The sequence below is a fragment of the Morganella morganii H1r genome, from assembly GCF_000633515.1.
Classification (GTDB): Bacteria; Pseudomonadota; Gammaproteobacteria; order Enterobacterales; family Enterobacteriaceae; genus Morganella; species Morganella morganii_B.
The window spans coordinates 46800-71255 of sequence record NZ_AYMP01000044.1 but is presented as its reverse complement, the minus strand read 5'-3'; the positions used below and the strand labels follow the sequence as shown (position 1 = coordinate 71255).

The window sequence follows — 24456 nt, the reverse complement described above, 5'->3', positions numbered from 1 at the left end:
TCCTCAGCGCTGCGGCGGGTATTTTTTATCATACGTTTTCAGCCGTCTGTTGCAGAAAAACATCATGATGATTCGCGTTCAGAGCATAGCACTGCCGCTGTGAAATCGTCATAATACCCGCCCGTGATAGTATGCCCGTTGTGAATAATGCGGTGGACATATTTTCCGGTAAAGGGGCTGTGCCGGTATCGTGCCGGATAACATTGTACAGGATAAAGAAAGATGTGGCGTAGTGTGTGTCTGGTGTGTGTGCTGATACTGACAGGATGCAGTAATCAGAGCCGGTATATTGATCGTGGTGAGTTTATTGTTGATCAGCGGAATATCAAAGAACCGTGGTTATCCAAGCCGAATAATTATCTGGTTTTTCATTATACCGCGCTGAATGATGAGGCATCACTGCGTGTGCTGACCGCTGGCGGAGTGAGTGTTCAGTATCTGGTACCGACAATCCCGGCTGTCCGCGATGGCAAACCGGTGGTATTGCAGCTGGTGCCGGAGGGCAGTGAAGCCTGGCATGCCGGAAAAAGTTACTGGCGCGGCGAAAGCAGCCTGAATAAAAGCTCAGTCGGGGTGGAGATTGTCAATCCGGGGACAGTGAAAATGTCTGTCGGGCAGCGCTGGGTGCCGTATCAGACCGCCCAGATAGATCTGATTGTGAAACTGGCACAGGATGTGATCGCCCGGCGTAATATTGCCCCGCAAAATGTGGTCGGACACAGTGATATCGCGCCGCAGCGCAAACTGGATCCGGGACCGATGTTCCCGTGGGAATACCTGGCAAAACGCGGGATCGGTGCCTGGCCGGAAGCGGCTGATGTGAAACGTTTTCTCGGCAACCGTCATCCGTCGGATAAAATCAGCGTTGGTGAATTACAGCAGGCACTGAAAAAATACGGCTATGAAATGACGGTAACCGGTAAGGCGGACGGAAAAACCCGTAATGTGATTAAAGCGTTCCAGATGCATTTTCGCTCTCATAACGTTAACGGGGAAGCGGATGCGGAGACGCTGGCGCTGGTGAAAGCCCTTCTGAAAAAATACGGCGCACAATAACCCTGTTATTTGTCCGGTGATAAATTATGCTGTTTTGTTATGGTAAGGGGATTCACAGGAGCGGTACAACAGGAGTGACAAAGTGAAAAAACGCATTCTGATTGGCTTATCCGGTATTATTTGTCTCTTATTGATAACAATGGCGAAAGGTATGGCAGAAACACGTAAAACTGAGCTGGTCACTGCCGCAGAAAAGGGCGATCTCGTTACGGTTCAGCAGTTAATCGGAGAGGGCGTGGATATTGAGCAGCGTGATAACCGTCTGCGCACACCGCTGATGGCAGCAGTACACGGTAACCGCATCATCGTGGCGCGCTATCTGATTGAACAGGGCGCCGATGTGAATGCCGCAGATGCCATTATGGATACGCCGTATTTATATGCCGGCGCGCGCGGGTTACAGGATATTCTGGAAATGACGCTCAGTCACGGGGCAGACCTGAAAAGTACAAACCGTTATGGTGGTACGGCGCTGATCCCCGCGTCAGAGCGCGGACATGTCAAAACAGTGAAAACACTGATTGATGCCGGGGTGAATGTTAACCATGTCAATAATCTTGGCTGGACAGCGCTGATTGAAGCGATCATTCTAGGTGACGGCAGTCAGAAGTATGCGGATATTGTCACCTTGCTGATTGAAGGCGGAGCGGATGTTAATCTGCCGGATGGCTCCGGAGATTCACCACTGACCCTGGCAAAACGTCATGGCTACCGTAATCTGGCCGCTGTTCTGGAACAGGCGGGAGCACACTGAACAGCCGCACATCATGAATAACAGAAAAAAGCCCGGTCAGATGACCGGGCTTTTGTGTTTTTACGCAGTCACATCCGGTTGCGGTTTTGCCGGTCTCATATTACCGGCAATGAACGAGATGATAAAGGCAATCACACCCGGCAGTAACCAGCCGAGTCCTTCCTTAAACAGCGGCATCCGGTGTAATACCGCCAGCACATTTTCACTGAGCAGACCGATGTTATTCAGGGTATCGAGCGCACTCATCATTACCAGTACCGCAACAGTAAAGCCGTAGGTAAAGCGCGGATTACGCATTTTACGGCGCGCAAACTGGAGGAACACCAGCGCAACGGTGGTCGGGTAGATCAGCAGCAGCACCGGAACGGTGACGCGCAGCAGCGTATCCAGACCGAAGGTGGAGACAATGGTGGTCAGCAGTGTGGATACCACTACCCAGAAACGGTAGTCCAGGCGCGGGTTGAATGTCGCGAAGAAATCCGCACAGGCACTGGTCACGCCGACAAAGGTGGTCATACTGGCGAGCAGTACGATACCGCACATCAGCCAGGTACCGAGCGCGCCGTAAAGGGCATCGACATAACGGGAGAAAATCTGTCCGCCGTTGGTGGCTGTCTGTGACACCGCATCACTGGTCGCACCCAGATAAAACAGACAGATATAGAGTGCAGCCAGCAGGCCGACCGCAATCAGCCCGGCCTTGATGGTAATAACCACCACTTCCTGCGGTGAGGTGATCCCGCGTGATGCCAGGGCACGGGCCACAATACCGCCGAATGCCATTGCCGACAGCACATCCATGGTCTGATAACCATCAACGATGCCGGAGAAGAACGCAAAATCCACATACTGATTGATCGGTTCATTAATCGGTGACAGCGGTGTGCGCACCACGGCGATCCCCACAGCGACCAGCAGGAACAGCAGCGCCGGGGTCATAAACTTACCGATGGCACTGATCATCGTTCCCTGTTTAAGCATAAAAAACAGGGAAACAAAGTTAAACACAAAGGCAAAAATCAGATGGCTGGCGGTGCTTTTCTCAACAAAACCGAGCGGCAGAAAACCCAGTTCATACGCGGTGTTGGTGACACGCGGCATGGCGAATGTTGAGCCGAGGATCAGATAGAGCGCCACCCAGAATGTCACCGAAACCCAGCGCGGCAGATCGACAGAAAGCCGCTCACCACGGCCTTTGACCGCAACAGTAATCAGGGTGAGAAACGGCAGAACCACGCCGGTGACGATAAATCCGAGGGAGGTACTGAACCAGTCAGTACCCGAGTGATAACCCGCCATCGGCGGAAAAATGATATTGCCCGCACCCAGGAAAAGCGCAAAAACCATCATCCCGAGAACGAGCATGTCTTTTGTTGAAAACATAAAACAACCTGTACATGTTAAAATTAAATACTGTGATTTAGTTATTTTTTAAATGAAACCGTCAAAATAGTAACAAAATACAGGTTGATTAAAAGACGCTGAAGAGTAAACGGAACAAATTCCCTGATTAGGGGAATTTGAAAAAATATAATCCCGGTCACACAAACTTTTCTATGGCTGCTGCCACACCATCCTCATCATTGGAGGTTGTCACATATCCGGATTTTTGCTTGATGTGGTCAGCGGCGTTACCCATAGCGACACCCACTCCGGCGTACTCCAGCATAGAAATATCATTGTTCTGATCGCCGATACACATGACTTTGTCCGGTGTCAGCCCCAGTTTTTCAGTGACCAGTGCAACCGCACGTCCTTTGGTGGCATTTTTGGCCGAAATCTCCACAAAATGCGGCGCCGTCCGCAGAATATTGTAGCTGTCAAAGGAGACCTGCGGGATATACCCGGCGGCTTCACTCAGACGCACCGGGTTATCAACCATCATAAACTTGCTGAACTGCATTTCGCTGCTCATTTCCGCCAGCGGGCAGTAGTACAGTTGTGTTTGTGTCAGATAAGCATCCATCAGAGTATAGTGGCTGATATCCCGGTTTGTGGTGAACATTTCGCCGTTACTCAGCACGTGGAAATGTACGTTTATGTCGCGGGCGAGCGCTTCAAAATAACGGTAATCCTCAAAATCCATCAGCGTTTCAATCACCGGTTCGCCGGTTTCAGCATCATGAATCACCGCACCGTTGTTACTGATACAGTAATAACCGGCCTGATCCAGCCCTAATTCTCTGAGATAGGGCAGAATGCCGTTAAACGGGCGGCCGGACGTCAGGATGATATGAAGACCTTTCTCTTTTGCGCGGGTGACAGCAGCACTGACAGCGGGGGTAATCTGATGGTGAGAGTTAAGCAGGGTGCCATCGAGGTCAATGGCGATAAGTTTTACGGACATGCAGGCTCCTGAAAACAGCGGCAACAAAATAACAGACAGTTAAAATGTTATGCCGCCATTCGGGGGGGATGTCAATAAAGTCGCCTGTTGTGCGATAAGATTGCCGTTATTCATCAAAAACAGCTGAATACGCCGTATATTGTGCTGTGGCAGGAATTTCTCCTGCCGATCCGAATGCGGAATGGGATAGTTGAAATCATATGGCTAAATATAATTTTGTTATTAATTGTTTAAGTTGCCTTAGTTACAGTCGTGAGTGAAATGCCACGGCTCTTTGATATCCAGGATGATATCCGGGTTTTGGCGGTAGTCGTAAGGGGTGATGTTATATTCTTTGCGGAACATATAGGTGAAATGAGATTGTGACCCGAAACCGAAATCAAGGGCGATATCAAAGATAGTCTGTTCACTCTGGCGCAGGGCGTTAACCGCACCGGCCAGACGGCGCTGACGGATGTATTTGCCGAGCGAGATACCGGCAACTTCTTTGAAGATCTTCTGCATATGCCAGAGCGAGTACCCGGAATAGGCAGCCAGTTCTTCGAGGTGGATGACACGACCCGTGTGGTTTTCTATCCATTTGCTAAGTGCGCACACAAGTGCGACATGATTATCTTGCGGCATTGATGATTTCGGCTCAGTTTCAGGGTTTTCCAAGTATACAAGTTTATTTCATTATGACAAAACAGGGTGTTATCTGTTTATGCGCTTCCTGCTGATGAAATGAATTTTTTTGTGAAACAGCACACTCATTCCGCTAAAGTATGTGACGATACCGGAATGTAACGAAATCTTGTTAACGGGTATAATTCAGATGAAAATAGGCGAAACATGAAAAAAATCATAATTATCCTGCTGCTGATTGTTGCCGGTGTATTTTTTTATATTGCGGCGCTCGATAAGTACTGCGATCAGCGTGAGGATTTTATGCTGGGAATCTGTGAGATTACGAAATTTATTCCGTCAGACAAGGGCTGAGTTTTGCCTTTTCCCTCTGATTATCTTGTTGCTAACGGTATTCAAGGCAGCAAAATGATGTTTTAATAACGGGCTTAAACTTTTCAGGATGCAGTGATGCACGACGCAGAATAATAATATAGCCGTTACAGAGGATCTAATGTCAGAAGTACAGCAGGAGCAGACGCTCAAGCGCGGATTAAAAAACAGACACATACAGCTTATCGCATTGGGTGGTGCTGTGGGTACGGGGCTGTTTCTGGGAACAGCCACAACGATTCAGATGGCGGGGCCTTCTGTCCTGCTCGGTTATGCAGTCGCCGGGTTTATTGCGTTTCTGATCATGCGCCAGCTTGGCGAAATGGTGGCGGAAGAGCCGGTGAGCGGGTCATTCAGCCATTTTGCCCATAAATACTGGTGTGGTTTTGCCGGCTTTTTATCCGGCTGGAACTACTGGGCGATGTTTGTCCTGGTCGGCATGGCGGAACTGACCGCGGTCGGCGAGTATATCAAGTTCTGGTGGGATGTTCCGACCTGGATCTCTGCGGCGATCTTCTTTGTGCTGATAAACCTGGTTAACCTGGTGAACGTCAAGGTTTACGGGGAAACGGAATTCTGGTTTGCCATGATCAAAGTGGTGGCCATCCTCGGCATGATTGCCTTTGGTGCTTATCTGCTGATCAGCGGTAACGGCGGCCCGGAGGCTTCTGTCACTAACCTCTGGGAGCTCGGCGGGTTTATGCCGCATGGCTGGAGTGGTCTGCTTTTCGCAATGGCGATTATCATGTTCTCCTTCGGCGGCCTCGAATTGGTCGGTCTGGCGGCAGCGGAAGCGGAAAACCCGCGTTACAGCATTCCGAAAGCCATCAATCAGGTGGTTTACCGTATCCTGATTTTCTATATCGGTTCCATTACCGTTATCCTTTCTCTCTATCCGTGGACAAACATTGTCGATAACGTCAGTCCGTTTGTGCGGATCTTCCGTGAAATCGGTCATACCATTGGTGCTGCGGATTCTGTGCAGGGCAATATCAATCTGTGGATTGCCCATGCGCTGAACGTGGTGGTACTGACTGCGGCGCTTTCTGTTTATAACAGTGGTGTTTACAGCAACAGCCGCATGCTCTACAGCCTGGCCCGGCAGGGCAATGCACCATCCTTCCTGCAGCGTATCAGCCCGCGCGGGGTGCCGGTGAACTCGATTATGCTGTCCGGCCTGGTCACCTCCGTGGGGATCCTGATCAACTACCTGCTGCCGAAAGAAGCATTCTCGCTGCTGATGTCGCTGGTGGTCACCACGCTGGTGATTAACTGGATCATGATTTGTATCTCTAACCTGAAATTCCGTCAGGCGAAGATAAAAGAGGGCGTGGAGCCGTTCTTTAAGGCACTGTGGTATCCGTGGGGCAACTATATCTGTCTTGCGTTCCTGGCCTTTATCCTGGTGCTGATCGCGCTGATGGAGCCGTTACGGATATCAGTGATCCTGCTGCCGTTCTGGATTGGCTTCCTGTGGCTGACATACCGCTATTATGAACGCCGCCGTGCCGCGAAAGCATAACTGCAGATAATAAAAAACCGGGGAAAAATCCCCGGTTTTTTATGTTCAAAAGTACTTAAAACTGCCAGCGGGCCCACATAAACAGGACGTTACCGTTATTGTAAGTGCCCGGAATATACGTCGCCTGAATCGCGAAACGGTTATATTCCACCGATGCCAGCGGCAGCGGTACCGGGATCGGGATATAGTGATAGTCATCCCGCGCCGTCACACCAATGGTAAAGCCGACACCGGCTTTGAAGCCGTCCTGTCCCTGCGGCATCCACATCTTCTGGAACCCGTAACCGACAATCGGCTCCCATTTATTGTGTGAATCCTTAAATGCCATGGCGTACAGGCTGTGCCAGTCATTATCCTCATCATAGTAGGATTTGCCGAACCCGGCACCCCACGGCTTTTCATTGTATTTATCTGTTTTTTCTTTGTCGTAGGTCAGACGGTTATGCCATGTCCAGAACGGAACATATAAATCATACTGGTCTGACTCCCAGACGTTGGTGACATTGCGTTTAAATGTTCCCCACAGTCCTTCTGAAGCTGCTGTATCATTTGTGACGCTGTCACTATTTAATGTGTGCTGCTCCTGTGCTGCTGCGGGCTGTCCGGCCATCAGCAGGGAGGTAAGCGTCAGGGCGCTGATTGTGCTTAAAGAAAGCTTCATGAATGACTCCTGGTGTGACAATAATCATTTATCCTAAAACGATTATTCTGCTCATAACAAAAGATGATAATTAATAGATAACAATAATAATAACATAGATTTCATATTATTTTTATACTGCCTGTCCGGCTTAAATCTAAACAAAATATCAACGGACTCCGGCACCCGGCAGATTCTTAGTATGGAAATAATGAAGTAAGACAGCTTATCGTTCTTGCAGGAAAGACACAAAGTTGTAATTTCTTTATATGTTTAAACACAAGCGGTTATCAAATTTTCGTATAACTTTACCGGAACATGTTATTAATATTTCTAAATATGTGCACCAGATCTTCCCGCTGAAAAAATCGCTTGATTTCCGACCTGTCCTATGTGATAACTCAAATGGGTAAACGAGGTACGCTTCTGTTTTTTAAGCAGTAACGACTAGTTTGTATACGCCGGTTATCGGCAAATTTGTAGGATAGGAATTTTATCAATGGCTAAACTTAAAGGCACCGTTAAGTGGTTTAACGAATCAAAAGGTTTTGGTTTCATCACTCCGGCTGATGGCAGCAAAGATGTGTTCGTTCACTTCTCTGCAATCATGACCGATGGTTTCAAAACACTTGCTGAAGGCCAACAAGTTGAATTTGAAGTGCAGGATGGTCCTAAAGGCCCTGCTGCTGCCAACGTCACTAAAGCATAATTATCGCCGGCAGCAATAACTGCCTCTGATAGTTGGTTTTACCAGCGTGGTCAACGCGACAGCCTGATAGCCGTTTCAACAACGAGTGTATATCACTGACGCAAATTCAGACCCTGTGCCCTTGCGGGCATGGGGTTTTTTATTGCCTGTTCTGCGGTGGTTTCCTGTCAGCGGATGCGTATAATTCACTATACAGAATGGTACAGAAAACAGGGGATATCAGGGTGAGAATCAACGCATTAACCATTGCAGGAACAGATCCGAGCGGCGGTGCGGGTATTCAGGCGGATTTAAAAACCTTTTCCGCACTGGGTGTTTACGGCACCACGGTAATGACAGCGCTGGTAGTACAAAATACCTGTGGCGTGAATTCTGTTCATTCTGTCCCGCCGGAATTTGTTGTGGCGCAACTGGATGCGGTACTGACGGATGTCAGAATTGACAGTGCCAAGATTGGTATGTTGTCTGACGGCGGTGTGATCCGCACCGTGGCTGAGAAATTGCGTCAGTATCCTGTGCCGTATGTGGTGCTGGACACGGTAATGCTGGCGAAAAGCGGTGATCCGCTGCTGAAAGCCGAAGCGGTTGATTTACTGATCTCTGAATTATTACCTCACGTTTCGATTATCACCCCCAATCTGCCCGAAGCGGCGGCATTGCTGAAAACGGCTGCCGCCACAGATGAAAACATGATGCAGCAGCAGGGGGAGGCTCTGATGGCCGCCGGGGCAAATGCAGTTCTTCTGAAAGGCGGGCATCTGGATAATGCTGAAAGCCCTGACTGGCTGTTTCTGCCGGAAGGGCGTCACCGCTTTACCTCAACCCGGATTCCGACCAAAAACAGCCACGGCACCGGCTGCACATTATCTGCGGCAATGGCGGCACTGCGTCCGCAGTGTGCGGGCTGGGCGGAAACCACGGAGACGGCAAAACAGTATCTGCACGGGGCGCTGGCAGCGGCAGACAGCCTTGAAGTGGGCCACGGACATGGCCCGGTTCACCATTTTTATCAGTGGTGGTGATATCGCACGATAATTGGTGTATATTGCGCGCTTTTCAGGGGGGAAGATATGGAAACGGGTTCATCTGTGCGTCTTAATAAATACATCAGCGAGAGCGGCATCTGCTCCCGCCGGGATGCGGACCGCTATATTGAGCAGGGATTAGTCCTGATCAACGGCAAACGCGCGGCTATCGGCTCACAGGTGATGCCGGGCGATGTGGTTAAAGTCAACGGTCAGCTGATTGAGGCGCGGGAGCAGGATGATCTGGTACTGATTGCCCTTAATAAACCGGTGGGCATTGTCAGCACGACCGATGAAGGCGAGAAAGACAATATAGTCGATTTCGTCAATCACAGCACCCGTATCTTCCCTATCGGTCGCCTGGATAAAGATTCTCAGGGATTGATTTTCCTGACTAACCACGGCGATCTGGTAAACAAAATTCTGCGTGCCGGTAACGATCACCAGAAAGAGTATGTGGTGACGGTAAATAAACCGATCACCGATGATTTTATCCGTGGTATGGGAGCGGGTGTGCCGATCCTCGGTACGGTCACCAAAAAATGTAAAGTAAAGCAGGAAGCGCCGTTTGTTTTCCGCATCACGCTGATTCAGGGTCTGAACCGTCAAATCCGCCGCATGTGTGAACATTTCGGCTATGAAGTGACGAAACTCGAGCGCGTCCGCATTATGAATATCAGCCTGACCGGGATCCCGGTGGGGGAATGGCGTGATTTAACCGATGACGAGCTGGTTGAGCTCTTTGATGCGATTGAAAAATCCTCCTCTGAAGATAAAAAAGTCAAAAAGCCGGCTGCAAAACCACAGAAGCGCGATAATAAAATTAAAGTCGCTCCGCCGGTTTATCCGGGGTCAGACAAACCGAAAAAGAAAGAAAGCGGTAATGATAATAACCGCCAGCGTTTTGCTCAGGCCGGGCGGAAGAAGAAGAAAAGATAATTATCTGTCTGCTGAAAAGTAATCTGCAGTACAGGTAATGAGCAGATAACGGGCAGGCGGACGAAAAGCATGCGCGTCATGGATGACGCGCCTGAGCTTACAGGGATGTATTTACAGCGGCTTTTCGTTTTGCCCGTTATCAGCAGCCCCCCGGAACAAACAGGGAACACAAAAAAATCAGGCCGGTTATCCGGCCTGTTCTGCATTTACGCAATCGTCACTTTCTTATCGAGATACACATCCTGCACTGCATTAATCAGTGCCACCCCGTCTTTCATCGATTTCTTAAAGGCTTTACGGCCGAGGATCAGCCCCATACCACCGGCGCGTTTGTTGATCACCGCAGTACGGACCGCATCCGCGAGGTCATTATTACCGGATGCTCCGCCGGAGTTAATCAGCCCCGCACGGCCCATATAGCAGTTCGCCAGCTGATAACGGACCAGGTCGATCGGGTTATCCGTGGTCAGTGTGCTGTAAACGCGCTCATCAGTATGGCTGAAGCCGATGGCTTTAAAGCCGCCGTTGTTTTCCGCCATTTTCTGTTTGACGATATCCGCACCGATTGTCGCCGCAAGGTGGTTTGCCTGGCCGGTTAAATCCGCGCTGGCGTGATAATCCACCCCGTCTTTTTTGAAAGCCGGGTTGCGCAGGTAGGCCCACAGTACCGTCACCATGCCCAGTTCATGGGCGCGTTCAAAGGCCGCAGAGATTTCCTCTATCTGACGGCGGGATTCCGGTGAACCGAAATAAATCGTTGCCCCGACAGCCACAGCGCCCATTTCGAAAGCCTGTTCAACACTGGCGTACAGTGTCTGATCATACTGCGCAGGCAGGCTCAGGGTTTCATTGTGGTTGATTTTGACGAGGAACGGGATGCGGTGTGCATAGCGGCGGGCAACAGAAGCCAGTACGCCGTAAGTGGAAGCCACGCAGTTACAGCCTGCCTCGATAGCCAGCTCGACAATGTTTTTCGGATCGAAATAGAGCGGGTTAGCGGCAAAAGAGGCCGCCGCAGAGTGCTCAACGCCCTGATCCACCGGCAGAATGGAGAGATAACCGGTTCCCGCCAGACGACCGTGATTAAACAGCGACTGCATGGAGCGCAGCACGGTATTCGGCCGGTTATTATCAATCATCACACGGGTGACAAAGTCATCGCCCGGCAGATAAAGATTGTCTTTGGGAATGGTGGTGCAGGTGTGTTCAAGAAGAGATGATGCATCATTGCCTAACAACTTAACGATATCAGTCATGGTATATAAACTCCGATTCCTGTAGCGTGTTATAAAATTGTCACGGATTGTCGTGGATTGTGTTTAAGATAACAACCCGCAGTGTGGCGGTAACCGGCACTGGATCGCTTCAGGCAGCACGGAAAAGGTGAATTGCTGACCTGTCAGCGGTTCACCGTCGAGATTAAACACCATCTCATGTGCCGCGCTGATGGTGATCCGTGTGCTGCGCTTCATGATGACGCCTTCAGCCTCGCCTTCATTAAAGAGGGTGTTCCAGAGTGAGCGCGGCCAGTTGCGTTCCGGCAGAATACTGAGGTTAAGCAGACCATCGTTGATCCGCGCATCCGGGCACAGTTTATGCCCGCCGCCTGCCTGGCAGCCGTTGCCGACACCAATCACCAGCGCGTCATCCTGCCAGTGGAAATCATCACAGCTGATAGTGCAGTGATCCGCTTTCAGCAAATCGCTGCGTGTCAGGCCGTGAAGAAAATACGCAGCACCGCCGAAGGTACTTTTCAGGGCTTCCGGAGTATCAGTGGTGATTTTCGGGCCGAATCCGCCGGTGGCCATATTGATAAAATAGTGGGATTCATTGATACAGCCGATATCAATGGCGACCGCGCTGCCTTTGGCGGCCAGGAGCAGGGCTTTGGTTTTATCTGCCGGTATTCCGGCTGCGGTGGCAAAATCATTGGCGGTGCCGAGCGGCAGAATACCGAGAACCGGGCGTTTTTCAGCCGGATAGGTCATCAGAGCACTGCATACGGCATTAATCGTACCGTCGCCTCCGGCGGCAATCACGGTGGCGGCTTTCAGCTGATGTGCTTCGCGGACAAAGCGGGGAATATCTTCCGGTTCCCATGTCACCCGTACCTGAATGTCTTCTCCGCTTTCCCGTAAGTGCCGGACTGCCTGACGAATACCGTCATCACCGGCGCGTTTTCCGTTAAGAACCACTATATGCGTTTCCGCCATACCAGACTCCGTGTTCAGATTACGTCTTTTAAAGATAACAAACACAGACGGATTATGCCCGGAAAAATGGCAGGGGAAAAAAAGGGAAGGGCACAAAAAGAAAAGGTTGGCTCAAGGGAGATTGAGCCAACCAAGGAGGTGGTTCCTGGTATTACATGTTGCGTTTTAGTTCTTCATTTTCTTGTCCGATACTACGAAATAACCAAAGTGATTGTTGTGATCGGATTCGAAAATTCAGAATTTTACCCGTTTGTGGCCGCAGCATCGGTAAATTCCGGCATATGCGGATTACGGGTGCTGGTGCCCGGTAAATTACGGATCAGCAAGGCAAATTCCAGGTTAACGTCATCCGGTACCGGCAGATAGACGATATGACCGTTACCCGGCGCGACATCGGTGGCTTCCCCTTTGCGGTTATTCATGGCATCGAGGATAAAGCTGATATTGCCGTTCGGGGTCATCAGTTCCAGGCTGTCACCGACTGAAAATTTGTTTTTGACATCCACTTCAGCGAGGCCGTTCACGCGGTTGCCGGTAAACTCGCCGACAAACTGCTGGGAATCAGAAACGGAGTAACCGTACTCATAAGTCTGATAAGCGTCATGAGTATGACGGCGCAGGAACCCTTCGGTATAACCGCGGTGTGCCAGGCCTTCCAGCGTGGTCAGCAGAGACGGATCAAATGGTTTTCCGGCAACGGCGTCATCAATGGCGCGGCGGTAAACCTGGGCGGTACGGGCGCAGTAATAGAAGGATTTGGTGCGGCCTTCAATTTTCAGGGAGTGAACGCCCATCTGTGTCAGTTTTTCGACATGCTCGATAGCCCGCAGATCTTTGGAGTTCATAATATAAGTGCCGTGCTCATCTTCGAACGCGGTCATATATTCCCCCGGACGCTGTGCTTCCTCAATCAGGAACACTTTGTCAGTCGGTGCGCCAGCGCCGAGAGTCGGCTCAATATTTTTCACCGGGATAGGTTCCTGCTTGTGAACGATATTACCGACCACATCTTCTTTGCCTTCTTCCACTTTATATTCCCAGCGGCAGGCATTGGTGCAGGTACCCTGGTTAGGGTCACGTTTGTTAATGTAACCGGAAAGCAGGCAGCGGCCGGAGTAGGCCATGCACAGTGCGCCGTGGACAAAGACTTCCAGTTCCATATCCGGCACATTTTTGCGGATATCGGCGATTTCATCGAGTGACAGTTCACGGGAGAGGATCACACGGGTCAGCCCCATCTGATGCCAGAATTTGACGGTTGCCCAGTTTACGGCGTTGGCCTGAACGGATAAATGAATGTCCATTTGCGGGAAATGCTCGCGCACCATCATGATCAGACCGGGATCAGACATAATCAGTGCGTCCGGACCCATGGCGATCACCGGTTCCAGATCACGGATAAAGGTTTTCAGTTTGGCGTTATGCGGAGCGATATTGACCACGACATAGAATTTTTTACCCAGTTCGTGGGCTTCCTGAATGCCTTTGGCGAGGTTTTCGTGGTTAAATTCGTTGTTACGGACACGCAGGCTGTAACGCGGCTGTCCGGCATAGACGGCATCCGCACCATAGGCGAACGCATAGCGCATATTCTTCAGCGAGCCTGCCGGAGAGAGTAATTCGGGTGTAAACATAATGTATTCCGATCTGAGTTCAAGTCAGAACCTTCCCCGGAGGGGGAGGCGTAATCAAGGCGTTGGATTCTAGCGCGTCGTCCGCCCGGTATCAAATGAATTACTGAAAATGGCATGAATATCGGATAACGATTTGATATAGTTTCGTTAAATTCAGTGGCGCGGCGGATAATCACCGTTGCGTTATCATTTACTATAGCCTGTTACAGCGTGGACACATGGAAAAACGTCATATTGCAGTCTGGATTGGTCTGGTTCTTAACCTGATTTTCCTGGGAATTATCGCTTATATTCCGGCGGCACTTGAGCCGTACCGGGATGAACTGGATTATCAGACACAGCAGATGATTGAAATCTTACCTTACGTGAAAATTCTGATGACCGGCGGGATAGCGGCTCAGCTGGCCAGCCTGGCATTTTTGCGTAACCAGCCGAAACTGGGTCTGGTTCTCGCCATGATCGGCGGTATTATTTTTATTCCGCTGGGCTTTATCTTTATCGTCGGTTACCTCTACGACTACAACCGTGTGATCTACCGTTCACTGAAAACAGTACCGAAACTGGCACAACTGCCATTTGAGGTTCTGCTGAAATTCAATAAACAGCGCCAGATCAATATGGTGATGCTGTACGGTGCGATCGGTGTGGTACTGCTGGTGATGGGGATGGATATCGGCGGGATCATGGTTGCTATGAGTATTGTCCTGCTGATTAACGCACGGCGTATCCAGTATTATCCGATGCTGGCAATTGCCGGTGATAACCTGCTGTTTACCCCGGGGCAGTATGCGGTCTGCTATGAAGCGCCGCTGAGTGCTTTCACCGTGATGACAAACAGCCGCTCTGTGCTGAAACTGCATATTAAGACCGGCGAACTGAACCGCGTCTTCCGTATTGCCAAATCCGATCTGGCAGAAGATGAAAATAACACGCTGGATAAAATCCTGGCACGGCTGGAACGTTCCACGCTGATACAGTAATCAGGAACCATAAATAAAAAACGGCGGTCACGTCAGTTTCCGCCGTTTTTTACATCTCACCTCAGTCAGATTCAGATAATCGTGGCGGCAATAATCTCAGCCGGTCCGCCTTCCCAGCGGTAACCCAGCCCGTAGACAGAATGAATAAAATCGCGGTCACCATCTAACTGCCCGAGCTTGCGGCGCAGATTTTTGATATGGCTGTCAATCGTGCGGTCAGTCACCACACGGTAATCGTCATACAGATTATCCAGCAACTGATTGCGTGACAGCACGGTGCCCGGCTGTGATACCATGGTGCGCAGCAGACGGAATTCAACCTGGGTGAGATCCAGACTCTGTGCCCCGAAACGCACCTGATAATTCACCTCATCAATAATCAGGGTGTCACGTCTATCCTCTGCGGTATCGTTACTGCGCTGACAACGGCGCAGAATAGTTTTGATCCGCGCCACAACCTCACGCGGGCTGTAAGGCTTGCAGACATAATCATCCGCCCCGATTTCCAGCCCCAGCAGACGGTCAATCTCTTCGGTTTTGGCCGTGACTATCATGACGGGCACATCACTGAACTGACGGATTTCGCGGCAGAGTGTCAGGCCGTCTTTCTCCGGCAGCATCAGATCCAGCAAAATCAGATCCGGTCTGTTTTCCTGCACCCAGGCCGTCACCTCACCGCCGCGTGCCAGCCAGTGCGTACGGTAATGGGCTGCGTGCAGATAATCTGTCAGTAACTGAGCCAGTTTCGGCTCATCTTCCACAATAAGGATCAATTCAGCATGTTGTTCCATGCAGTCAACTCCTGTCAGTCAGGCGGGGCAGGATCAGAGTAATGGTCACGCCGCCGAGCGGGGACGCTGATGCACTTATCTGCCCGTGATGTGCTTCCGCGATTTTATCACAAATCGCGAGGCCGAGTCCGGATCCGCCGCTGGCCCGGTTGCGGGAGGATTCGCTGCGGTAGAAACGCTCAAAAATCTGTGAAAACTGCGCTTCGGTCAGCCCCGGTGCACTGTCTGACCAGTCAATCCGGATCTGTGTTTCATCCTGCTGCCCGCGTACCACAATCTGTCCGCCGCTGTCGGTGTAGCGCAGGCTGTTTTCCAGCAGATTATGGAACAGCTGACCGAGCCGCGCGTCATCCCCGAAAACCATCAGGGTGTCCGGCAGTTCTGCCGTAACAGCGATATTTTTTTCCTGTAACCGGTGGCGGAATACACCGATTGACCGGCTGATCACATCGCTCAGGTTACATAATTCTTTGCGGTAAGAGAGTGAACCGCGATCGGATAATGAAAGCTGATGCAGGTCACTGACCAGTTTTGTCAGGGTCTGCACTTCCGCCAGCAAAGACGCCAGCGTTTCCGGTGTCGGCTGACGTATTCCGTCCTGAAGGGCTTCAAGCTCACCCTGTAACACCGCCAGCGGGGTGCGCAGCTCGTGTGAGACATCCGCCATATAATCGCGGCGCATCAGCTCATTTTTTTCCAGCGTGGAGGCGAGCTGATTAAAATCATCAGCCAGCCGGGCAATTTCATCTTTGCCGTGAACCGGCACGCGGCTGCTGAAGTTACCTGCTGCCAGCTGGTGTGTGCCTTCCGCCAGCCGTTTGACCGGACGCAGGAAGCCGCGCGTCAGCAGCCAGGTGACCACCAGAGTGACCAGCAGCACCAGCGCCGAGACTATCCAGCTGGTGCGTGCCTGCTGATGTGAAAAGCTTTGGTCGGCGGCACGGTTGATCTTGTCATCCGCCGGCATCACCACCCAGCCGACGATATTATCATTGTATTTTACCGGTTTGCGGTAGAGCTCGCCGGGTGGTACCGGACCGTGCCCGAACAGGCGGCGGTCATCCTCATCCAGCAGCCAGAAGCGCATTTTCCAGCCGCGTTCCATATGCTGCATATGGCGGTCGGTATCCAGCGCCCGCAGTGCCTGCATAAAACCGCGCTGATTATTACGCAGAAAAGACCAGCTGCCGTAATCGGCATACTGCTCAGCGACAACATCGGCGATCATCTCCGTCCGGTCTTCGGCGGAACGCTGAAGATAGCCGAGAAAACCCTGTTCAAAGCTGAAACGGATAGCCAGATGCATGGTCAGTACCACCAGCATACAGGTGGCAAAAATAGCAAGAAACAGTTTGTGACCTATGCCGGTTTTCATACATTTCCCTCCGTACTGATAACGGATTGTCCGGCGGATTCGCCGGTTTTTTTGCGGCGCAGCCGGTCAAAGAACAGGTAAATCACCGGCGTGGTATAGAGTGTCAGAATCTGGCTGACCAGCAGCCCGCCGACTACGGTTATCCCGAGCGGCTGTCGCAGTTCCGCGCCGTCTCCGCTGCCGAGCGCCAGCGGCAGCGCACCGAACAGGGCGGCCAGGGTAGTCATCAGAATCGGACGAAAGCGCAGCAGACAGGCCCGGAAAATGGCATCCCGCGCACTCTGCCCGCCGCGCTGGGCGGCAATGGCGAAGTCCACCATAATAATGGCGTTTTTCTTCACAATCCCGATCAGCAGCATAATCCCTATCAGGGCGATCAGACTGAACGGCGTATCAAAGAAGCGCAGCGCCAGCAGTGCGCCGACCCCCGCTGAGGGCAGGGTGGATAAGATGGTCAGCGGATGAATAAAGCTCTCATACAGCATACCGAGCACCAGATACACCGTGATAATGGCAGCGATAATCAGCAGCACCTGAGACTGTAATGTCTCCTGGAACAGCTGTGCGGTCCCGGCAAAAGTGCCGCGAACTCCGGACGGCACACCCAGCTCCACCATGGTGCGTTCGACCGCAGTTACCGCATCTGACAGAGAATACCCCTGTGCCACGTCAAAGCCGATTGTTGAAGCCGCCGACAGCCCCTGATGGTTAACACTCAGCGGTGCATTCGCCGGGCGCCATTGTGCGAAATACGCCAGCGGAACCGGTTGTCCCTCTTTATTGATGACAAACATTTTGTCCAGCGCGCTGACATCCTGTGTATATTGAGGCGCGACTTCCATCACTACTTTATACTGGTTCAGCGGCTCATAAATGGTGGAGATCTGCCGCTGACCGAAGGCGTTATTCAGCAGGTTATTGGCATCATTAACACTGATCCCGAGCTGCGCCATCACATCGCGGTCATAAGTCAGCGCCATCTCCGCGCCTTTATCTTCTTTATCCGAGTTTACATCGGTCAGCTGAGGCAGTTCACCAAGGGCTTTGCGGATTTTCGGTTCCCATTCACGCAGCAGGGATAAATCGTCTGCGAGCAGGGAATACTGATAACTCGAGTTGGACTGACGACCACCCGCCCGCACATCCTGAACCGGGATCAGGAACAGATTAGCGCCCGGTTCATCCGCGAGAGTAACACGCAGCCGGTTGATCACATCCTGGGCGCTGTCTGTCCGTTCATCCAGCGGATTGAGCGAGATAAACATAAACCCGCTGTTAACCCGGCCGCCGCCGGTAAAGCCGGTGACACTGGCAACATCTTTATCACTGTGAATGCGCTGCATAAAGGTGCGCATTTTCTGCTCCATCGACTGGAACGAAATGCTCTGATCAGCGCGGACAAAGCCCAGTAACCGCCCGGTATCCTGATCCGGGAAAAAGGTTTTCGGCACAGAGATATAGAGCCAGACCGCGAGAGCAATGGTGCCGGTGAAAATCAGCAGTACCCAGCGGCTGTGTGCCAGCACCACGGTCAGGCTGCGCCCGTACCATTGCTGGATGCGGAACAGGATCCGGCCTGCGCCGCGTTTGCGCTCCCGTGCCGGTGCCGCGCGGTTTTTCAGCAGATGAGCACAAAGCATCGGGGTGAGTGTCAGGGAGATCACCAGCGAGATAGCAATGGCGGTGGTCAGGGTGATGGCAAATTCGCGGAACAGCCGCCCGACGAGGCCATCCATCAGCAGGAGCGGGATAAACACCGCCACCAGGGAGATGCTCATGGAAAGCACGGTAAACCCGACTTCGCTGACCCCTTTGAGCGCGGCTTCTTTCGGTTTCAGGCCGTTTTCAATATGGCGGGCGATATTCTCCAGCACCACAATCGCATCATCCACCACAAAGCCGGTGGCGACGGTCAGCGCCATCAGTGACAGGTTATTGAGGCTGAACCCGCACAGATACATAGCACTGAAGGTGCCGATAAGAGAAACCGGCACGGCCAGCGCCGGGATAATGGTGGCGCGTCCGGAACGCAGAAACAGGAACACCACCAGGATCACCAGCCCCACTGCAATGGTCAGTGCGCGTTCCACTTCGGTCAGTGAGGCGCGGATGGTCGGTGTGCGATCCTGCGCGACCTGCAAATCCACACTGGCGGGAATGGCATCCTGTAATACCGGCAGCTGTTCGCGGATACGGGCCACGGTGGCGATAATATTGGCACCGGCTTCACGGCGGATCACCAGCAGGATCGCAGGCTTGCCGTTGCTCATCCCGGCGGCACGGACGTTTTGTACCGAGTCTTTCACAGTGGCGACATCCGCGAGCCGTACCGCCGCGCCGTCATTGTAATGCACAATCAGCGGACGATAATCCTCCGCCGTTTTCAGTTCACTGTTACTGTCAATCTGCCAGCGGCGTTCATTGTCAGACAGCGAGCCCTGCGGACGCAGTACGTTGGCATCAGTAATCGCTTTGCGCACGCTGTCGAGGGAAACCCCCTGGTTAAACAGCTGTGACGGATTAAGCTCCACACGCACGGCAGGCAGCGAGCCGCCGCCGACTGAAACCTCACTGACGCCCTCAATCTGTGACAGGCGCTGTGCCAGCCGGGTGGAGGCGATATCATAGAGTTTGCCGGTATCGAGGGTGTCCGATGTCAGCGTCAGGATCATAATCGGTGCATCGGACGGGTTGGATTTATAGTAGCGCGGGCGTGACGGCATTCCGGACGGCAGCAGGTTCTGCGCAGCATTGAGAGCCGCCTGCACATCGCGGGCGGCACCGTTGATGTCGCGGTTAAGCTCAAATTCCAGGGTAATACTGGTACTGCCGAGCGAGCTGGAGGATGTCATTTCCGACACCCCGGCTATCTGCCCGAGTGAGCGCTCCAGCGGCGTGGCGACAGAGGAGGCCATGGTTTCCGGCGAAGCACCCGGCAGTGATGCCGTGATATTAATCACCGGATAATCCACCTGCGGCAGCGGTGCCACCGGCAGGAACAGGAAGCTGATCGCCCCGCACAGGGTGATGGCGAGGCTTATCAGCGTCGTCGCCACCGGGCGGGCGATAAACAGGGCGAACAGCCTCATGATGAGGCTCCTGTGTTGTCACTTTCCGGGGTAAACCGGGCGTTATCGCGCCAGTGAGACAGGCGGTCAAACAGCAGATAAATTACCGGAGTGGTAAAGAGGGTCAGGATCTGGCTCATAATCAGTCCGCCGACCATACAGACCCCCAGCGGCTGGCGCAGCTCGGCACCGACCCCGGTACTGAGCATCAGCGGCACCGCACCGAACAGCGCGGCCATGGTGGTCATCAGGATCGGGCGGAAACGCAGAAGACACGCCTGATAGATCGCATCATACGGTGACAGCCCCTGTTCGCGTTCTGCGGCGAGGGCGAAGTCAATCATCATAATGGCGTTTTTCTTCACTATCCCGATCAGCAGAATAATACCGATAATCGCAATCACATCCAGCTCATTACCCGCCATCATCAGCGCCAGCAGGGCACCGACTCCGGCGGTGGGCAGGGTGGAGAGGATAGTAATCGGGTGAATAAAACTTTCATACAGAATGCCGAGCACAATATACATCGCCACGACAGCGGCAAGGATCAGCCACAGGGTGTTGGACAGGGCATTTTCAAAGGCGAGAGTCGCGCCCTGGAATTGTGTGGTGATATCTTTCGGCAGGCCGATACGCTGCTCCGCTGATTTCACCGCATTAACAGCCGCTTCCAGCGACCCGCCCACCGGGATATTAAAGGAGAAGGTAGCGGACGGGAACTGAGCCAGATGATTAATCGCCAGCGGCCCGAAGCGCTGCGAGACAGTGGCAAAAGCTGACAACGGCACGGAATTGCCGTCTTTGTTGGTCAGACGGATGCTGCTGAGCGCATCCGCGCCCGGTGTCAGCGCGGTGTTATTTTCCAGCACCACGCGGTACTGGCTGGCCTGGGTATAAATTGTGGAGATCAGACGCTGACCGAACGCATTGTACAGCGCGTTATCAATGTTGGTCATGGTCAGCCCCAGCCGTGACGCAGTGTCGCGGTCAATATCAATATAAGCCACCAGTCCCTTGTTCTGCCAGTCATTGCCGGTGTCGGTCAGGGCATCGCTGCTCTCTAATTCCGTCATCAGACGCGGTACCCACAGATCAAGCTCCTCAAGGGAATTCGCCTGTAAGGTAAACTGATACTGAGTACGGGACGTCTGGGTATCAATTGTCAGATCCTGAGACGGCTGGAGATACAGTTTCACGCCGGGCAGGGTACCGGCTTTTTCCTGTAACCGGGTGATGATAGCTTCCGCGCGGTCAGCCCGCTCAGATAACGGTTTCAGAGTGATTTGCAGGCGTCCGGTATTCAGTGTGGCATTGCTGCCGTCGATACCGGCAAACGCGGCGATATTGGCGACTGCCGGGTCATCCGCCAGCAGACGGCTGACCGCCTGTTGTTTTTCACTCATGGCCTGAAACGACACGGACTGCGGCGCTTCCAGAGTGCCCTGAATCAGTCCGTTATCCTGGATCGGGAAAAAGCCTTTCGGAATAAACAGATAGAGGATGACGGTGAGTGCCATGGTACTGAACGCAACCCCGAGTGTCAGCCACTGATGGCGCAGCACCCATGTCAGCCAGCGGCCGTAACCGGCAATCACCCGCTCAAAAAAGCGTTCAGTGGCGCGGTTAAAGCGGTTATGACGGTGAGCGGATTCGGGTTTCAGGAACCGGGCGCACATCATCGGTGTCAGTGTCAGTGACACGATACCGGAAATCAGGATCGCCACCGCAAGGGTGATGGCAAACTCACGGAACAGGCGGCCGACAATATCCCCCATAAATAACAGAGGGATTAACACGGCAATCAGCGAGAAGGTCAGAGAGATAATGGTAAAACCAATCTCACCGGCACCTTTCAGGGCAGCGGTCAGCGGTTTGTCGCCTTTTTCCAGATAGCGGGCGATGTTTTCCACCACCACAATTGCATCATCCACCACAAACCCGGTGGCGATAGTCAGCGCCATCAGTGTCAGGTTATTGACGGAAAAACCGCAGAAATACATCACCGCGAACGTACCGACCAGTGAGAGCGGCACCGCCACGCCCGGGATCAGGGTCGCGGCCATATTGCGCAGGAACAGGTACATCACCATGATCACCAGCGCAATCGCCAGGAACAGTTCAAACTGCACATCTTTGACCGAGGCGCGGATAGCATCTGTCCGGTCAGTCAGAACCGTCACGGTCACGGATTCCGGCAGGGTTTCCACCAGCTCCGGGATCAGGGCGCGGATGGTATCGGTGGTGGCAATCACGTTCGCGCCGGGCTGGCGCTGTACATTGATGACAATGGCCTGTTTATCATTAACCCAGGCACCGAGCTGGGTGTTTTCCGGCCCTTCCTGTACGGTTGCCACATCCCGCAGACGGATCGGGGCATTGTTTTTGTAGCTGACAATCAGGTTCTGATAATCTTCCGCCGATTTCATCTGGTCGTTGGCGGACAGGGTTACCGAGCGCGCCGGGCCGTCAAGGCTCCCTTTGGCGGAGTTGACGTTGGCATTGTTAATCGCGGTGCGGATAGTTTCACTGTCCAGCCCGTAAGCGGCAACCGCATTGGCATTTAACTGCACCCGCACGGCAGGACGCTGACCGCCCGCGAGTGTCACCAGACCGACCCCTTCCACCTGGGAGATTTTCTGTGCGATACGGTTCTCCACCATGTCCTGTAACCGCGTCATCGGCATGGCATCAGAGGTGACGGCAAGAGTCAGCACCGGCGGATCTGCCGGGTTCACTTTGCTGTAAATCGGCGGATAAGGCAGGTCATTCGGCAGCAGATTGGTTGCTGCGTTGATGGATGCCTGCACTTCCTGCACCGCCACATCAAGCGGCAGGGAGAGCTGGAACATCAGGGTAATCACAGAGGCACCGCCCGAGCTTTGCGATGACATCTGTTTCAGACCGGACATCTGCCCGAACTGACGCTCCAGCGGTGCGGTCACGGCGGAGGTCATCACATCCGGACTGGCGCCGGGATAGAGCGTGACTACGCGGATAGTCGGGTAATCCACTTCCGGCAGCGACGAGACCGGCAGCATGCGGTAGCCGACAATCCCTGCCAGCAGGATCGCCAGCATAAACAGGCTGGTGGCAACCGGACGCAGAATAAACAGGCGGGACGGGCCGCCTGCACGGGTTTCAGGATTATGTCCGGACATCAGGCCTTATCTCCGGCTGCGGCTTTTTTTTCACCGGATACGACTTCCACCTGTGCGCCGTCAGTCAGGCGGTCGATTCCGTCGGTCACCAGGGTATCACCGGCGCTGACGCCGCTTTTGATCACCACGCGCTCCGGGGTCTGTAATTCCACATCCACAATCTGTTTGCGGACTTTATTTCCGGCTTCAAGCAGCCAGACATAGTTGCCTTCGGTGCCCATCTGCAGTGCGGCATTCGGGATCGCCACGGCATTTTCCAGCTGGCCGACCTGCAGCAGTACATTGACAAACTGGTTCGGGAACAGCAGGTCATCATCATTGGCAAACCGCGCTTTGGCTTTTACTGTGCCGGTGGCGGCATCTATCTGGTTATCCAGTGTCAGCAGTTTGCCCTGTGCCAGGCGGACGCTGTTATCTTTGCTCAGTGCGGTGACGGTAAGTGCCGGCAGGGTGCGCTGCGCCATGCGGATCAGCGGGATATCATTTTCCGGAACAGTAAACAGTACATCGGCAGGTGCGGTCTGGTTGATCACCACCAGCGGCATGGCGGTTCCGGCAGTAATAAAGTTGCCGGTATCCACCTGACGCAGTCCCATTTTTCCGCTGATAGGCGCGGTGATTCGGCTGTAGGTCAGTTGCAGTTTCGCGCTGTCGATAGCCGCCTGATCCACCTTGATACCGGCTTCTGCCGATTTGACGGTCGCCTGCTGGGTATCCAGCTCCTGTTGTGAAATGACATTGGTGGCCGCGAGTTTCTGATAGCGGCTCAGATCACGGCGGGCATTGGCGAGCGTGGCCTGGTCTTTGGCGAGCTGTCCCTGTGCCTGGGCCAGCTGGATCTCAAACGGACGCGGGTCGATAGTGAACAGCAGATCACCGGCATTCACTTTCTGACCTTCCTCAAAATGGATCTGCATCAGCTGGCCTTCCACGCGGCTGGTCACTGTCACGGAATTTGCCGCCTGTACCGTACCGAGTGCTGACAAGGTGCGGGGAATGGTCTCCGAAACGGCGTTGGCTACCTGCACCGGTGCCAGCGGCGGCCGGCCGGGACGGTTGCTGTTTTTGCCTGCGGAAGCCCCCGGCTTGCCGGCAGCAGGCGGGGTAGCCGGTGCCGCAGAGTGAAAGTAATGATAGGTGCCGTAACCGGCTGCGCCCAGAAGGAGAACGGCTATCGTAATGCCTGTGCGTTTCTTTCTCTTTTGTACATTATTCATTTTGGGATTACTCATCATTCCTTTTTACCCGG

General features: G+C 53.0%; 20 protein-coding genes. 8 read left to right on the top strand and 12 right to left on the bottom strand.

The window, feature by feature from the left end:
- Positions 1 to 222: 222 nt before the first annotated feature.
- Positions 223 to 1056, top strand: a complete 834-nt coding sequence (locus U868_RS0120225; protein WP_025154863.1) for an N-acetylmuramoyl-L-alanine amidase — start codon at positions 223 to 225, stop codon at positions 1054 to 1056.
- Between the two features lie 139 nt (positions 1057 to 1195).
- On the top strand, positions 1196 to 1810 hold the full coding sequence (locus U868_RS0120220; protein ID WP_080694399.1) for an ankyrin repeat domain-containing protein: 615 nt from the start codon (positions 1196 to 1198) through the stop codon (positions 1808 to 1810).
- A 60-nt stretch (positions 1811 to 1870) separates the two neighbouring features.
- Here the strand turns inward: U868_RS0120220 and brnQ are convergent, their stop codons facing one another.
- From brnQ to U868_RS0120205, 3 genes are all read right to left on the bottom strand, one after another.
- Positions 1871 to 3193 (bottom strand): branched-chain amino acid transport system II carrier protein, encoded by a 1323-nt coding sequence (brnQ, locus tag U868_RS0120215; RefSeq protein WP_025154861.1) that lies wholly within the window; start codon positions 3191 to 3193, stop codon positions 1871 to 1873.
- A gap of 157 nt (positions 3194 to 3350) precedes the next feature.
- A complete protein-coding gene (gene yidA / locus U868_RS0120210; protein ID WP_025154860.1) occupies positions 3351 to 4157 on the bottom strand; it encodes a sugar-phosphatase in 807 nt (268 codons plus the stop codon).
- Between the two features lie 240 nt (positions 4158 to 4397).
- A complete protein-coding gene (locus U868_RS0120205; RefSeq protein ID WP_025154859.1) occupies positions 4398 to 4781 on the bottom strand; it encodes a helix-turn-helix domain-containing protein in 384 nt (127 codons plus the stop codon).
- Between the two features lie 207 nt (positions 4782 to 4988).
- On the opposite strand from U868_RS0120205, the gene U868_RS0120200 reads away from it, so the two are divergent.
- Together U868_RS0120200 and U868_RS0120195 are read left to right on the top strand one after the other, a co-directional pair.
- The gene (locus tag U868_RS0120200) at positions 4989 to 5135 is read left to right on the top strand and encodes a PhoP/PhoQ regulator MgrB (RefSeq protein ID WP_025154858.1); all 147 of its coding nucleotides are present in this window, start codon (positions 4989 to 4991) and stop codon (positions 5133 to 5135) included.
- A 139-nt stretch (positions 5136 to 5274) separates the two neighbouring features.
- Complete coding sequence (locus U868_RS0120195; RefSeq protein ID WP_025154857.1) at positions 5275 to 6675, top strand: amino acid permease; 1401 nt, start codon at positions 5275 to 5277, stop codon at positions 6673 to 6675.
- A 55-nt stretch (positions 6676 to 6730) separates the two neighbouring features.
- Here the strand turns inward: U868_RS0120195 and pagP are convergent, their stop codons facing one another.
- Complete coding sequence (pagP, locus tag U868_RS0120190; protein WP_025154856.1) at positions 6731 to 7336, bottom strand: lipid IV(A) palmitoyltransferase PagP; 606 nt, start codon at positions 7334 to 7336, stop codon at positions 6731 to 6733.
- A gap of 478 nt (positions 7337 to 7814) precedes the next feature.
- Between pagP and cspE the strand changes: the two genes are divergently transcribed.
- The 3 genes from cspE (at position 7815) to rluF (ending at position 9988) form a co-directional block, all read left to right on the top strand.
- Entirely contained in the window at positions 7815 to 8024 is a 210-nt protein-coding gene (gene cspE / locus U868_RS0120185) for a transcription antiterminator/RNA stability regulator CspE (RefSeq protein ID WP_004239901.1), read from the top strand.
- A 224-nt stretch (positions 8025 to 8248) separates the two neighbouring features.
- On the top strand, positions 8249 to 9046 hold the full coding sequence (gene thiD / locus U868_RS0120180; protein ID WP_025154855.1) for a bifunctional hydroxymethylpyrimidine kinase/phosphomethylpyrimidine kinase: 798 nt from the start codon (positions 8249 to 8251) through the stop codon (positions 9044 to 9046).
- A gap of 48 nt (positions 9047 to 9094) precedes the next feature.
- Positions 9095 to 9988 (top strand): 23S rRNA pseudouridine(2604) synthase RluF, encoded by an 894-nt coding sequence (gene rluF, locus U868_RS0120175; RefSeq protein ID WP_025154854.1) that lies wholly within the window; start codon positions 9095 to 9097, stop codon positions 9986 to 9988.
- 206 nt (positions 9989 to 10194) lie between these two features.
- Here the strand turns inward: rluF and fbaB are convergent, their stop codons facing one another.
- The 3 genes from fbaB to yegQ all read right to left on the bottom strand — a co-directional run bounded on the left by fbaB (position 10195) and on the right by yegQ (position 13835).
- On the bottom strand, positions 10195 to 11244 hold the full coding sequence (fbaB, locus tag U868_RS0120165; protein ID WP_004235228.1) for a class I fructose-bisphosphate aldolase: 1050 nt from the start codon (positions 11242 to 11244) through the stop codon (positions 10195 to 10197).
- Positions 11245 to 11307: 63 nt separating this feature from the next.
- Complete coding sequence (gene yegS, locus U868_RS0120160) at positions 11308 to 12201, bottom strand: lipid kinase YegS (RefSeq protein WP_025154852.1); 894 nt, start codon at positions 12199 to 12201, stop codon at positions 11308 to 11310.
- Between the two features lie 242 nt (positions 12202 to 12443).
- Positions 12444 to 13835 (bottom strand): tRNA 5-hydroxyuridine modification protein YegQ, encoded by a 1392-nt coding sequence (gene yegQ / locus U868_RS0120155; protein WP_025154851.1) that lies wholly within the window; start codon positions 13833 to 13835, stop codon positions 12444 to 12446.
- 218 nt (positions 13836 to 14053) lie between these two features.
- Between yegQ and U868_RS0120150 the strand changes: the two genes are divergently transcribed.
- On the top strand, positions 14054 to 14815 hold the full coding sequence (locus U868_RS0120150; protein WP_025154850.1) for a hypothetical protein: 762 nt from the start codon (positions 14054 to 14056) through the stop codon (positions 14813 to 14815).
- A 71-nt stretch (positions 14816 to 14886) separates the two neighbouring features.
- Here the strand turns inward: U868_RS0120150 and baeR are convergent, their stop codons facing one another.
- The 5 genes from baeR to U868_RS0120125 are packed head-to-tail and all read right to left on the bottom strand — an operon-like array spanning position 14887 to position 24424.
- The gene (baeR, locus tag U868_RS0120145; protein WP_025154849.1) at positions 14887 to 15606 is read right to left on the bottom strand and encodes a two-component system response regulator BaeR; all 720 of its coding nucleotides are present in this window, start codon (positions 15604 to 15606) and stop codon (positions 14887 to 14889) included.
- A gap of 4 nt (positions 15607 to 15610) precedes the next feature.
- The gene (baeS, locus tag U868_RS0120140) at positions 15611 to 16981 is read right to left on the bottom strand and encodes a two-component system sensor histidine kinase BaeS (protein ID WP_025154848.1); all 1371 of its coding nucleotides are present in this window, start codon (positions 16979 to 16981) and stop codon (positions 15611 to 15613) included.
- Positions 16978 to 20070, bottom strand: coding sequence for a multidrug efflux RND transporter permease subunit MdtC (mdtC, locus tag U868_RS0120135; RefSeq protein WP_025154847.1), 3093 nt, complete (start codon positions 20068 to 20070; stop codon positions 16978 to 16980). The genes baeS and mdtC overlap by 4 nt, the downstream gene beginning before the upstream one ends.
- Positions 20067 to 23207, bottom strand: a complete 3141-nt coding sequence (locus U868_RS0120130) for an MdtB/MuxB family multidrug efflux RND transporter permease subunit (protein WP_025154846.1) — start codon at positions 23205 to 23207, stop codon at positions 20067 to 20069. The genes mdtC and U868_RS0120130 overlap by 4 nt, the downstream gene beginning before the upstream one ends.
- Entirely contained in the window at positions 23207 to 24424 is a 1218-nt protein-coding gene (locus tag U868_RS0120125; RefSeq protein WP_025154845.1) for an MdtA/MuxA family multidrug efflux RND transporter periplasmic adaptor subunit, read from the bottom strand. The genes U868_RS0120130 and U868_RS0120125 overlap by 1 nt, the downstream gene beginning before the upstream one ends.
- Positions 24425 to 24456 lie beyond the last annotated feature (32 nt).